At 61.9% G+C, this 11,691-nt stretch carries 13 protein-coding genes; 2 read left to right on the forward strand and 11 right to left on the reverse strand.

The features are described 5' to 3' along the window. Positions 1-3: 3 nt before the first annotated feature. The 3 genes from ACL2XF_RS11115 to ACL2XF_RS11125 are packed head-to-tail and all read right to left on the reverse strand — an operon-like array spanning position 4 to position 2,548. Entirely contained in the window at positions 4-663 is a 660-nt protein-coding gene (locus tag ACL2XF_RS11115; protein ID WP_413728602.1) for an amino acid ABC transporter permease, read from the reverse strand. 31 nt (positions 664-694) lie between these two features. Further along, positions 695-1,549 (reverse strand): transporter substrate-binding domain-containing protein, encoded by an 855-nt coding sequence (locus ACL2XF_RS11120; protein ID WP_410015582.1) that lies wholly within the window; start codon positions 1,547-1,549, stop codon positions 695-697. Positions 1,550-1,582: 33 nt separating this feature from the next. Next, a complete protein-coding gene (locus ACL2XF_RS11125; protein ID WP_410015583.1) occupies positions 1,583-2,548 on the reverse strand; it encodes an agmatinase in 966 nt (321 codons plus the stop codon). Positions 2,549-2,945: 397 nt separating this feature from the next. Between ACL2XF_RS11125 and ACL2XF_RS11130 the strand changes: the two genes are divergently transcribed. Continuing rightward, positions 2,946-3,908: a LysR family transcriptional regulator gene (locus ACL2XF_RS11130; protein ID WP_413728603.1), complete on the forward strand. Its 963-nt coding sequence runs from the start codon at positions 2,946-2,948 to the stop codon at positions 3,906-3,908. A 60-nt stretch (positions 3,909-3,968) separates the two neighbouring features. Here the strand turns inward: ACL2XF_RS11130 and ACL2XF_RS11135 are convergent, their stop codons facing one another. The 7 genes from ACL2XF_RS11135 to ACL2XF_RS11165 form a co-directional block, all read right to left on the reverse strand. Continuing rightward, entirely contained in the window at positions 3,969-4,661 is a 693-nt protein-coding gene (locus ACL2XF_RS11135; protein WP_413722522.1) for a DUF1989 domain-containing protein, read from the reverse strand. Between the two features lie 14 nt (positions 4,662-4,675). After that, complete coding sequence (locus tag ACL2XF_RS11140) at positions 4,676-5,341, reverse strand: amino acid ABC transporter permease (protein ID WP_410015586.1); 666 nt, start codon at positions 5,339-5,341, stop codon at positions 4,676-4,678. Further along, entirely contained in the window at positions 5,341-5,991 is a 651-nt protein-coding gene (locus ACL2XF_RS11145; protein ID WP_410015587.1) for an amino acid ABC transporter permease, read from the reverse strand. Before ACL2XF_RS11145 ends, ACL2XF_RS11140 begins: the two co-directional genes overlap by 1 nt. A gap of 7 nt (positions 5,992-5,998) precedes the next feature. Continuing rightward, positions 5,999-6,652, reverse strand: a complete 654-nt coding sequence (locus tag ACL2XF_RS11150; protein ID WP_413728604.1) for an urea carboxylase-associated family protein — start codon at positions 6,650-6,652, stop codon at positions 5,999-6,001. A 1-nt stretch (position 6,653) separates the two neighbouring features. Further along, entirely contained in the window at positions 6,654-7,268 is a 615-nt protein-coding gene (locus ACL2XF_RS11155; RefSeq protein WP_410015589.1) for a DUF1989 domain-containing protein, read from the reverse strand. 3 nt (positions 7,269-7,271) lie between these two features. Beyond that, entirely contained in the window at positions 7,272-8,111 is an 840-nt protein-coding gene (locus ACL2XF_RS11160; protein WP_413722521.1) for a transporter substrate-binding domain-containing protein, read from the reverse strand. Between the two features lie 260 nt (positions 8,112-8,371). Continuing rightward, positions 8,372-9,223, reverse strand: a complete 852-nt coding sequence (locus ACL2XF_RS11165) for a MurR/RpiR family transcriptional regulator (RefSeq protein WP_413728605.1) — start codon at positions 9,221-9,223, stop codon at positions 8,372-8,374. Between the two features lie 138 nt (positions 9,224-9,361). Between ACL2XF_RS11165 and ACL2XF_RS11170 the strand changes: the two genes are divergently transcribed. Continuing rightward, entirely contained in the window at positions 9,362-10,294 is a 933-nt protein-coding gene (locus ACL2XF_RS11170; RefSeq protein WP_413728606.1) for a LysR family transcriptional regulator, read from the forward strand. Positions 10,295-10,354: 60 nt separating this feature from the next. Here the strand turns inward: ACL2XF_RS11170 and ACL2XF_RS11175 are convergent, their stop codons facing one another. Further along, entirely contained in the window at positions 10,355-11,518 is a 1,164-nt protein-coding gene (locus tag ACL2XF_RS11175) for a mandelate racemase/muconate lactonizing enzyme family protein (protein ID WP_413722519.1), read from the reverse strand. Positions 11,519-11,691: the final 173 nt, after the last annotated feature.

Consider the following 11,691-nt stretch of genomic DNA (forward strand, 5'->3'; position numbering starts at 1 on the left):
ACGTCATACCCGGGCGTCCGCTGCCCTGGCCTCCAGGTAGTTGCCGATGGCGCTGAACGCCAGATTGATCGCCAGAAAAATCAGCGCCGCGCCAAGCAGCGTTTCAAACGGCCGGTAATTACCGCCGGCAATTTGCTGCGCGGTGCGCAGCACGTCCACCACGGTAATGACCGATAGCAAGGCGGTGCCTTTGACGATAATCGTGGCTTCGTTGACAATGACCGGAATCATCCGCCGGAACAGCTGCGGTAAGACCACGCATTGCCATATGGCGCGTGGGGGCAGACCGAGCGCCGCGGCGGCTTCGATATGCCCCGGATCGAGGGTGGCAAGGCCGCCGCGCATGGCTTCGGCCAGGAATACGGTACTGTTGAGGGTAATGGCGATTATGCCCGCCGCCTCGGGGCTGAGGTCCAACCCCAGGGCCGGCAATACGTAATAACAAATAAAAATCTGGATCAGCAGCGGCGTGCCGCGCACAAAGCTTATCAGCACCGCGGACGCCCTCCCCAGCCAGACGATTTTTTTCGCCCGCAACAGGGTAAACCCGGTTGAGAAAGCCAGCACCAGCAAAAAAATAATCACGGCCAGGCTAAGGTTGACCCATGCCGCCTCCAGTAAAGGCGGGAAACTGGAAAATAACGTTTGCCAACTGAATTTCATCGCCGGGTCTCCGCGTTCGGTTTAACGAAAATTATTGCGCGCCGGGGGGAAGATAGCCGCTATCCGGGATGTCCATGGTAAAACCGAACCATTTTTGCTGAAGTGTCGCCAGGCGCCCGTCATCACGCATGCTGCGGATAACGCCGGAGATAGCATCGCGCAAATCCTTATCTTCCGGACGGGTGACCCAGGCCAGGTAGTCATAGCCGCCCTGGTTGGGAATCGCCGTCATCAGCGCAAAGGTATCCGGCCGCTGTTTTACCAATACCGCCAGGCTCGGCAACGATTGCACCACCGCGTCCACCTCGCCGTTGGCCAGCGCCATATACGCTCCCTGGAAATCGGTAAACAGCTTGAGCTGCTTATACCCCGCGCCGCCGTCGGCCTTCAGTTTGGCGTCCAGGGCGCGCGCCACGGGTTCGGTGGACGACGCCAGCTGGGTTGCCACCACCTTGCCGTTAAGATCGGCCAGCTTGGCCAATGCGTCACCCTTGCGCTTGAGCAGATACGGCGCGCCGTTGGCAATGGGCAGGGTGTAGGCATAACGCTTGGCGCGCTCTTCGTTAATTCCCACCGTGGTGGCGACGAAATCAAACTTACCGGCCAGCAGCCCCGGCAAAATGCCCTGCCAGGGCAGATCCAGCTGTTTTACCTTCACCCCCAGCGTCTTGGCCACTTCCACCAGGATATCCGACCCATAGCCGACGATTTTGCCATCCTGCACAAACTCGAAGGGGGGAAACGCCGCCTCGGTGCCGACGGTAACGGTGCCGGTGCGTTTGATTTTTTCCAGCGCGGTTTCAGCCGAGGCCTGGCCGGCAAGCAGCCCAAGGCCGGCGCACAGCAGTACCAGCCGGACAATAAACAGGTGACGGGTTTTACGCATGATTAACTCCCATTGAGGACCGGTAAGGTGGCGTCAAGACTGCGCCGTGACAAAATAATCCGCCCGCACCGCCGCGCCGATCACATTCACCATCAGGCGCGCGGCGGTAATACAGCTGATATGATTCACATCTTTGGCGGGGGTAATTTCGACGATATCCATGCCCACCACTCTGCCCTTGCGTACCAGGGCATGGATCAGGCGGCGCACCTGATGAAAGGTGAGGCCGCCCGGCGCCGGGGTTTCCACCGCGGGCATCACCGTAGGATCCAGGCCGTCCGCATCAATGGTGATATAGAATTGACCGCCGTCGGGGATGCGGTCGATAACGGCGTCGATGCCCGCGTCGTGGACCTCGAAGGCGGGAATGATATGCGCGCCATAGGCCAGCGCCGCGTCCACTTCCTCGGTGCGGGCGCTGCCCTGGGCGCGAATGCCGATCTGGAAGATTTCGCCGATATGGGCCATTTCTGACGCGCGGCGGATGGGGCTGGAAAGACCGTTGCGTACGCCGTTCACCTCATTGCGCCAGTCGATATGCGCATCGATCTGAATCAGGGTAATCGGCCCCCGGCCCTCGAACGCCGCCAGGATGGGAATGGGGATGCCGTGGTCGCCGCCCAGAGTAATGGGCATGGCGCCGGCCGCGAGGATTTTACGGATCGCCTGCTCGGCGCGCGGGGTATGGCTGCTAAGATCGGCGGGATCCGCCAGCACATTGCCCACGTCCACCAGCTTGATCGGCCGGTTATCCAGGATCGGGCCGCCGACGTCGAAATCATACTGATCCTTGCCCTTGCTGACGGTGTCGCTTACGGCGCGCACTGCGTCGGGGGCATGGATCTGATCGTTGCTGATGGCATGAGGGGCGTAGGCATTGCCGTAGGGCAGGCCGATAATGGCGATATGCGCGTCCAGATGGTCGAGATCGGTGGACACCGGCGATCGCAGGAAGCCCTGGGGGCCGTGGGAGGGCGGAACGGTAAGGGGTTGCGACATGTGCTGCTCCTGAAGGATGGGTAACGCTTGGGAGTATAGATCGGTTGCCGGCCGCGCTTGGTAACCGCCGGTGAACCTATGCGTGTATGGCGTACACCCTTTTCGCCGGCAACATGCATCCGGCCCGCTCCCGAGCCCCAGGATGGGGCATGCCTGCTCAGATAAAGAGCAGCCGTGGCCGGCGGTGACGCATCACCGCCGTCTCCCGGCATGGCATTTATCTTGCATATTGTCTTTTGCATATTGTCTTTTGCATATTGTCTTTTGCATGTTGTATTTTGCGCGTCGTTTTTTTGCGCACGTTTTTGTTGCAGGGTCCGTTTGACCCACTCTGACCGCTCTCAGGGCGCACGTTAAGCGCGCCTTCCGATGTAGCCCCGACGTTAGGCAGCGAAACATGAATCAATCCGCCAAAAATCTTAAACCCGTGCCGCCTCTGACGGAGGCCGATCTTAAACTGCTGCGCATCTTCCGCATAGTCGCCGAGGCTGGGGGACTGACCGCGGCCGAGGAGGCGCTGAACATCGAGCGGTCCACCATCAGTCGCCATCTCCAGAACCTGGAGGCCAGGCTGGGTGAAAAACTCTGCTTTCGCGGGCCGGCCGGTTTTCAACTGACGCTATTCGGTGAAAGTGTCTTAAGGGCATCCAGCCTGGCGGACGATACGCTGAAAAAAATACGCGACGATCTGAACGACGCGCGTAATATCCTGGCGGGCGATTTGACTATCGGCATCGCCGATAACTGCCTGTCCAATTCCGGCTCCAAGGTGTCCGAGACGCTGGCGGCATTCCGCTCCATCGCGCCGGACGTCACCGTGCATCTGTCTATCCATCAGCATGATTCGCTGCTCACGCACATGCTTGACCGGCAATTGCATATTGGCATCAGCGGCATGCCGGAGACCAACCGGCAGTTGCAAAGCGTGCCGTTGTTCAACGAGGCGTTCCGCCTCTACGTGGCCATCCCCTTCGGACAACCGTCGCCCGGGATGGCGGATTTGATTGACCAGAATTATGTCCTGGTCACCCGCGATCGCGATCCCTACAGTTCCCGGTTAAGCCAGCGGCTTAATATGAAACGCAAGGCCGTTGCCTCGGGACTGGAGGCGGTCGCCACCCTGATTGCCGCCGGCGGTTATGTGGGACTGTTGCCGACCCATTACGTGCAGACGCTGTCCCAGTTCTATTGTTTTGTTGAAGTCGCGGATGCGCAAACGTTCGCCTATGAAGTGACGTTTTCGCTGCTGTCGCTGCGGGGGCATCCCCTGCCCCCCAGCGGCCAGCGTTTTATGCGTTTATTGCTCAATTTAATGCACCAGGATACCCGCGGCGGGTTCCCGCTGAAGGCGGCCAGCTAACGCCCGCCTATCGTGCCGCGCCGCCAGCGACGCGGCCGGAGCCAAGCCACGCCACGCGTATTACCGGTTGCTCGGCGCCGCCGTCTCCGGTATCCATGGCCCTTTCACCTCCCCGCCGGGAAAATCGCCGGTGAGAATACGCAACAGCATGTCGCGCGGCGTGTTATCGCCCTGCCCCTGGATGCTGACGATGTCCTGTGGACAGGCGGAAAACGCCACGTAGCAGTCCATTTCGGCGCGCAGGATAATGTAATCCCCCGGACGCGTCACCGTCGGCAGCGTGCTGAGCGTGATGCCGTCCGGCTGCACGCGGATGTTCATAAACACATTAAACGAGGCGAGATTGCCGTGCGGCAGGGCAACGCCCAGTTCCGCCAGTCCTTGATGCAGGTTATCGTGGCAGTTGCGATGCGGCTCCGTGCAGCCCAGCAGCTCATAGCGGCGGGCGTCGCAGGCCGCCATAAAGGTGTCGTGCACGCCCGGGGAGGTATCCGCCACCAGGGTCAGGATCGGATGGCGCTGATTGGTGATAAAACTGTCGCCCACCACCGGATTCAGGCGCTGGTTCCAGACCCGCGTCGCCTCCATGCACATGTACTCGCCCACGTCGCGGGCGTTATAAGCCCAGCAGTCCGCCACCTGGGTGCCGTGCAGGTTAATCAACTGCACCGCTTCACCCGCGGCCAGGCGGATCGCCTTGCCGTGGCGGGCGGGGATCAGCCGCTCATCGCGGCAGGTAAATTGTGCTTCCATTGGTCTTCTCCAGGTTAATTCGCCGTACGGCGGCTATAGCGCGTCATGCGCCGCTCCACCCGCCGGGCCAGAATGTCGATAACATTGTTAAGCAGCCAATAACACAGCGCCACCGCCAGATAGATTTCCAGCGGGGCGTAGGTGGCCGAGATGGCCTGCTTGGCGGCGTACATAAATTCCCGCACCGAGACAATCGACAGCAGCGCCGAGTCCTTGATCAGGCCAATTAGCAGGCCCGTCAGCGGCGACAGCATCTGCGGCAGGGTTTGCGGCAGCACCACGTCCACCAGGGCGCGGGTCCGGCTTAAACCCAGCACCCGCGTGGCTTCCCACTGCCCGCGCGGCAGGGCCGCCATCGCGGCCAGGATCACCTGCGCGACATAGGGAGCGTAATAGAGCGTCAGCGCCAGCACGCCCACGGTGGGCGACGAGAACGTGATGCCATATTCAGGCAGCACAAAATACAGCAGATAAATCACCACCAGCAGCGGCAGGCCGAGGGTCAGCGCGCGATAGGCGCGCAGCAGCGGCTGCCAGAAAGGTGGCGCGCGCAGCAGACACCACGCCAGCAGCGCGCCGGCAAGCCCCGCGCACCATGCGGCGATAAGACTCAGCAACAGCGTGATTTGCATCCCCGCCCACAGCGCGGGAGCCGACGAGGCAATGGCATGCCAGTCCATTATACCGGTCTCCCTTTGCCTTCGAGATAACGCGCCGCGCGCAGCAGCGGCAGGGCAATCAGCAGATAGCCGAGCGCCACCAGCAGCAGCACTTGGGCCGGCTCGTAGCTGCGGGCGATGACGATCTGCCCGGCGTAGGTCAGCTCGGTCAGCGCCACCACCGACGCCAGCGGCGTGGTTTTCAGCAAAAGGGTAAATTCGTTGACCAGCATGGGCAGGCTGGCGCGCATCACCTGCGGATTGACCACATACCACCAGGTGAGCCAGCGTCCAAGCCCGAGCGTGCGCGCCGCCTCCAGCTGTCCTGGCGTGACTAGGCGCCGGTTGACCCGCAGGATTTCCGCCACATAGGCGCCGCTGTTCATGCCGATGGCGATCGTCGCCGCCAGCAGCGGTTGCCCGCCCAGCCCGAGCCTGGGCAAGGTAAAAAACACCACGAACAGCTGGACGATGGCGGGCGTGCCGCGCATCAGGCTGACATACAGCCGGCCGGCAAAACGCGGTACCCCGCCCCGCCGCAACTGCAGGTAGCAGCCCAACTGGCCCAGCGCCAGGCTCAGCAGCGCCGCCAGCATCGTCAGTTGCAGGGTGACCCACAGGCCCCGCGCCAGCTCCGGCAATCCGGCGCTGACCTCAGCATCCAGCCCCATGGCTACCTCACTGAGCCGGAAAATCGGTCAACGCTTCCGCCGCCGATAGCCGCAGCGGCGCCGGACGGTCATTACCCTCGATCCCTGTGCAGCAGGCGCTGACGATAAACAGCGTATCCATCACCACCCGGCAGGTGATGCTGTCGCCGGCCCGTGTCTCATTAGGCCGCGGCGCGATAGCGCCATTGCGTTCCAGGTCCACATGCATAAACAAATTGACGGGGTCGGGCAGTTTCGGCACAGGCATCTTCAGGCGCGCCAGTTCGGCGGCCACCGCGTCCATACAGCCCTGCTGCCCGGCGTAACCGCGTCCGGCCAGCCACGCCGTGGTGGAGCCCGGCAGCAGCAGATCGTGGCGGCGCACGCTATCCTTGCCGAGCACCATAACCGGCCGGCGGCGGTTATTGACCAAACGCATGCCCGAGCCGAGCAGATAGCTGTTGCTAAAGACGCGCGTGTGATGCACCGACAGCCAGATCCCCGGATCCTCGACGCTGAAACCAAATAGCGAGGCTACCGCGCCGTCGCCCAGCGCGGTGATGCGCAGCAACTGTCCGCGCACCACGCGGATAGCACCCGCCGCGCCCGGCATCACCATGACCGGCTCCGCCAGCGAACGCGTGGTTTTTGGGGCGGCAACATCCTCTTTCATCAGTAACATATCAGGCCTCGCCGGCGTTGGGTTGATCGGAGATAAGGATATCGATGGGGGTCACCTGTAGCCCGTTGCCGGGAATAATGTCTTGCGGACAGGACGACACGGCGCAGACCAGATCGCACAATGCCAGGAAGGTAATGCGGTCCCCCGCCCGGCTATGCGGATCGGTCACCTCCATTCGGCCGTCGGCGGTGACCGGGCCATTCTGGAACAGGTTGAACGGTTCCGGCAGGCTGTAGTAGGTAACGCCAAAGCCGCGCATGCCTTCCAGCAGGTTATCGACGCAGTTGCGATGCCCCTCGACGCCGAAGTCCACGCTGAACCGAGTACGGTCGCAGGCCGGCACGTTGGCGTCGTGAATGCCGATGCTGTCGTCGATAATACGCAACATGGCGCGGTTATCGCTTGACCAAAGCGCGTCGCCCGGCTTAAAGAACAGCGAGCGCAGGTGTTGGCGCGTATGCACCGGCGACAGCTTCTCGGCGGGATTCGCCGCGTTTACCGCCACAAAATCCGCCGCCTGCTGCCCCTCACTGTCGATAATGGTGAGATATTGCCCTTTACGGACGGTGAATGCCCGGCCGTGCCCGGCGGGGACATGAACCTGTTGCTGACACATGCCTTACTCCTGCGGAATGAAATTATCGGCCGGCACCGTAAAGGTAGTGCCCAGGTATTGGGTTTGCAGCCGTGCCAGTTCGCCGGTTTTCTGCATCGCCAGGATACGGTCGCTGATAACCTTGTTCAGCGTGGCGTCCTCTTTGCGGGTGGCCCACGCCATCCACTGCGATGGGCCTATCTCGCCCACCTGCGCCACCTTGCCGGGATATTTTTTCGCGACAGGCGCCAGCACGGCGATATCGTCAATCACAAAGTCGGCGCGTTTGGTCATCAGGGTGCTGACGGTCTGGTCCAGCGTATCGACGCTGATGATGATGATAGGTTTAAGGCCTTTGCCTGCCAGTTGGTCATTAAAGGTTTTCAGCAGTTGTTCCGGCACGCTGGCGCTTTTCGCCGCGCCGCGCAGCCCCGCCAGGTCTTCCACTTTCAATGGCTTAGCGCTGAAATGGCCCGCGTCGGCTTGGCGTACCAGGATACCGTTGACGGTTTTACTGAAGGGCACGGTAAACAGCACCTTCTTCGCCCGCTCGGCGGTGACGTTAAGGGAGGAACCTTCGGTGTTGAAGGCGCCGGAGATCAGCCCGGGAATAATGCCGCTGAAGGCGGTTTTCTGAAACTCCAGTTTCACCCCCAGTTCTTTGGCTACCGACTGCATAATGGCGGCGCTGTAGCCGACCACCTCGCCCTGGTCGTTGGTGTATTCGTAGGGGGGAAAGGTGGGATCGATACCGACGGTCATTTTGCCGCTGGATTTGATATCGGCCAGCGTATCCGCCTGGGCCGTGGCGCAGTAAGCTCCTAAGGCCAGCAGCGCGGCGGCGAAAAAGGCGATTTTATTCATAAGGGTCATATCCTGGTGTGGTGGCGGTGTCTAACAATTAGGCAGCTTTCATGCCACTTTTTACCGCCATCGTTATCCGCGCCGGGAGAGAAACCCTTTTTTCTGTATAAAATCAGAGTGAAACTATTGTTTCTTTATCATTATATTTTATTTCTTTTGTTTCTTAAGGGTCGTTTACAGCCGCGCCGGACCGGCGGTTGCCGCGCCGCCGGCGCACCATCCCCGGGCAAAATCTTGCGCTAATGCACCATGACGATCGGTTATTCCAGCTCATCAAGCCACTGGTGCACGGATTCGATCAGCGCCAGCTGATCGTTGCGGGCTTTGCCCCGCTCGCGCGCCACCAGCGAACACAGCAGGTTGCATACCCCCGAGAGCGACGCGGTGCTGTCAAAGATCAGGCTGCCCTCGGTGTGGCAGCGAATAATCCAGGTCGCCTGTCTCGAGGGTTTGCCGGAAAGGACGTCGGAGAGGTACAGCATCGGCACCCGCAGCTCCGCCATGGCGTTCATCGCCGCCTCCAGGGCGGGCATCCGGCGGCGCAGGCCGACGCAGATCGCCACGTCCAGCGGCCCCAGCACGGCAAGGTGCTCCGCCAGCGAATCGCCGGCGCGCGGCAGCAGCCTCACGTCGTGGTGAACATGGATCAGATCGCGATAGAGCATGGCGGCAATGGTCTGGCTGAATCGCCAGCCCATCACCACCACCCGGCGGGCGCCTGCGACCGCTTGCGTGATGTCGCCCAGTTGCTGCGCGTCCAGCGAGCGGTAGGTATTGACCAGGTTGGCCACCTCGCGCTCCAGATGGTTTTGGATCACCGCATCCAGCGGCGAGCCGGATTGAAATTGCTGCAGGTAAAGGGGCGAGCCGCTGTTTTGCATATCGCGCGCCTGCCGCCGGGCCGCGTCGTAATTGTCATAGCCCAGATGGCGGAAAAAACGCGTGGTGGTGGCTTTTGAGACGCCGGCGCTCCGCGCCAGCTCGGTGGCGGTATTCATCGCCAGTTGGCCCGGCGCGGCCAGAATCACGTCAGCCAGCCGCTGCTCATGGCTGGAAAGCTGCTCCCAGCATTGACGGATGCGGTTCTCAAGGGAGGCGGTTTTCACACTCATCAGATTTGTTGCCCTGGATAAATAAATCTCATCCTGCACAGAGTGCGCCGACTTGTCATCAGGAAAGTGCGCGCCGGCTGTGCGATAATGGCGGCAGCGCATGCTGACAAGAGGCGTCGGACGCCATGGAGCCGAGGTATGATGAATCATCCCCACATTGAGCTGGCGTGGCTTGAAGACTGCGCGGCCCTGGCCGAGAGCCTGAATTTTTCACGGGCCGCGGAGCTGAGGCATGTGACGCAGCCGGCGTTCAGCCGGCGCATTCAGGCGCTGGAGGAGTGGGCCGGCACGCCGTTGTTTGAACGCAGCCGGGGCGGCGTCAGGCTAACGGCCGCCGGTGAGGTGTTCCACCCGCAGGCGGTGGCCCTTCTGCGCGCGATTCAGGATCTGCGGGCGAAAACGCTGGAAGCGGCGGGCAAAGGCGCGCAGATGATCACTTTTTGCGCAACCCATTCGCTGTCCTCTTTGTTTTTCCCCCACTGGCTGCGTGAAAGCGGCATCACCCCTCTGGATGGCCAGGTAAAGCTGGTGTCGGACACCTTGCTGGCCTGCGAACGCCTGTTCCTGCGCGGCGATGCGCAATTCTTGCTGTGCCATTCCCATTCGGATGCCGGCCGCGGGCTGGAGAACGCGCACTTTACCAGCGTCCAGGTCGGCGAGGATATCCTGCTGCCGCTTTGCGCGCCCGACGCCACCGGCAAACGGCCGAAATGGTCCCTGGACGACATGGCCCGGCCGATACCGTACCTGTCCTACAGCACTGATTCAGGGCTGGGCCGGATAATCGCCACCCAACGGCACATGACCGCGCAGCTGGCAAAAATGGACAGGGTTTTTACCTCCGATCTCGCCGCCACCCTGCTCGCCATGGCCCGGGCCGGAGACGGCGTGGCCTGGCTGCCCAGGACGCTGGCGCAGGCGGATCTGCTCAGCGGCGCGTTGGTCGCGGCGGCGGTACGGGACCGGCGCCTCGAGGTACCGGTGCAGATCAGGGTGTTCCGCCCAGCATCGTCGATGACCCGGGCGGCGGAGCGGTTATGGCAGGCCATCGCCGGCCAGGGCCCGCGCTGACGCGGGATGCGCGGACAGCCATGCCGGCGCGGTATCATGCGTTACCGGGCGCGCGGGCGATTATTCGGCCAGCGCGCGCATCACGCTTATCAGCTCGGATTTCCCCTCGAATCCGATGCCCGGCAGCTCGGGCATCGTGATATAGCCGTTGTCAACGGTCACCGCATCCGGAAAACCGCCGTAGGGCTGGAACAAATCCGGATAGCTTTCGTTTCCGCCAAGCCCCAGCCCCGCCGCGATATTCAGCGACATCTGGTGACCGCCGTGCGGGATACAGCGCGACGCCGACCAGCCGAACTCCTTCAGCACCGCCAGGGTGCGCAGATACTCCACCAGGCCATACGACAAGGCGCAGTCGAACTGGAGATAATCCCGGTCCGGGCGCATGGCGCCGTAGCGCAGCAGGTTACGCGCATCCTGGTGGGAAAACAGATTTTCACCCGTCGCCATGGCGCCCGGGTAAAAGCCGGCCAGGGCGGCCTGCAGGGCATAGTCCAGCGGATCGCCGGCCTCCTCGAACCAGAACAGCGGATACTCGCGCAGCATTTTGGCGTAAGCGATGCCGGTTTCCAGATCAAAGCGCCCGTTGGCGTCCACCGCCAAACGGGCGTCGTCGCCGATCTCATGCAGTACGGCGGCGATACGGCGGCGATCCTCGTCGATTGGCGCGCCGCCGATTTTCATCTTCACCACCGTATAACCGCGGTCCAGATAGCCGCGCATCTCCCGGCGCAGCGCGACAAGATCCTTGCCGGGATAATAATAACCGCCGGCGGCGTAGACAAATACGCGGGGATTGGCGTCTACGCCGTGGGTGTCCGCCAGCAGCCGGAACAGCGGCTGGCCGGCGATTTTCGCCGTGGCGTCCCAGAGCGCCATATCCAGCGTGCCCACGGCCACGGAACGCTCGCCGTGGCCGCCCGGCTTTTCATTGGCCATCATCAGGTCCCAAATCCGGTGGGGATCGAGATTATCGCGGTTAGGATTAAGCACGGCGTCGGCATCCGCCCGCAGGATACGGTCGCGGAAACGTTCACGGATAAGGCCGCCCTGGCCATAGCGCCCATTGGAATTAAAGCCGTAGCCCACCACGCGCCGGCCGTCCTTAATCACATCGGTGACCACCGCCACCAGGCTGGTGGTCATCTTGCTGAAATCGATATAGGCATTACGGATAGGCGAGGCAATGGGTTTGGTGATTTCAACCACGTCGAGAATTTTCATTATTATCTACCCCGGGGATACTGGTTCGGATGTCGCGGCGATTGTAGCCCCGGGGTGCGCCGGCGGCTAATGCCGGTTGCTATTGTCGCTATGCGCGCAAAGCATGGCGGATGGGCGCGTGTTGACCGCGCGCATTGCCCGATTTAACACGAAGATCACAATCATACTAATTT

Source organism: Sodalis sp. RH19 (assembly GCF_047324215.1).
In the GTDB taxonomy this organism is placed as follows: domain Bacteria; phylum Pseudomonadota; class Gammaproteobacteria; order Enterobacterales; family Enterobacteriaceae; genus Acerihabitans.

Excerpts from the sequence above, each read along its gene's own strand:
- ACL2XF_RS11155 (WP_410015589.1), bottom strand. The coding sequence starts at position 7,268 with ATGTGTCAGCAACAGGTTCATGTCCCCGCCGGGCACGGCCGGGCATTC.
- ACL2XF_RS11140 (WP_410015586.1), bottom strand. The coding sequence starts at position 5,341 with ATGGACTGGCATGCCATTGCCTCGTCGGCTCCCGCGCTGTGGGCGGGG.
- ACL2XF_RS11165 (WP_413728605.1), bottom strand. The coding sequence starts at position 9,223 with ATGAGTGTGAAAACCGCCTCCCTTGAGAACCGCATCCGTCAATGCTGG.
- ACL2XF_RS11125 (WP_410015583.1), bottom strand. The coding sequence starts at position 2,548 with ATGTCGCAACCCCTTACCGTTCCGCCCTCCCACGGCCCCCAGGGCTTC.
- ACL2XF_RS11170 (WP_413728606.1), top strand. The coding sequence starts at position 9,362 with ATGATGAATCATCCCCACATTGAGCTGGCGTGGCTTGAAGACTGCGCG.
- ACL2XF_RS11175 (WP_413722519.1), bottom strand. The coding sequence starts at position 11,518 with ATGAAAATTCTCGACGTGGTTGAAATCACCAAACCCATTGCCTCGCCT.
- ACL2XF_RS11130 (WP_413728603.1), top strand. The coding sequence starts at position 2,946 with ATGAATCAATCCGCCAAAAATCTTAAACCCGTGCCGCCTCTGACGGAG.
- ACL2XF_RS11145 (WP_410015587.1), bottom strand. The coding sequence starts at position 5,991 with ATGGGGCTGGATGCTGAGGTCAGCGCCGGATTGCCGGAGCTGGCGCGG.
- ACL2XF_RS11120 (WP_410015582.1), bottom strand. The coding sequence starts at position 1,549 with ATGCGTAAAACCCGTCACCTGTTTATTGTCCGGCTGGTACTGCTGTGC.
- ACL2XF_RS11115 (WP_413728602.1), bottom strand. The coding sequence starts at position 663 with ATGAAATTCAGTTGGCAAACGTTATTTTCCAGTTTCCCGCCTTTACTG.
- ACL2XF_RS11160 (WP_413722521.1), bottom strand. The coding sequence starts at position 8,111 with ATGAATAAAATCGCCTTTTTCGCCGCCGCGCTGCTGGCCTTAGGAGCT.
- ACL2XF_RS11135 (WP_413722522.1), bottom strand. The coding sequence starts at position 4,661 with ATGGAAGCACAATTTACCTGCCGCGATGAGCGGCTGATCCCCGCCCGC.
- ACL2XF_RS11150 (WP_413728604.1), bottom strand. The coding sequence starts at position 6,652 with ATGTTACTGATGAAAGAGGATGTTGCCGCCCCAAAAACCACGCGTTCG.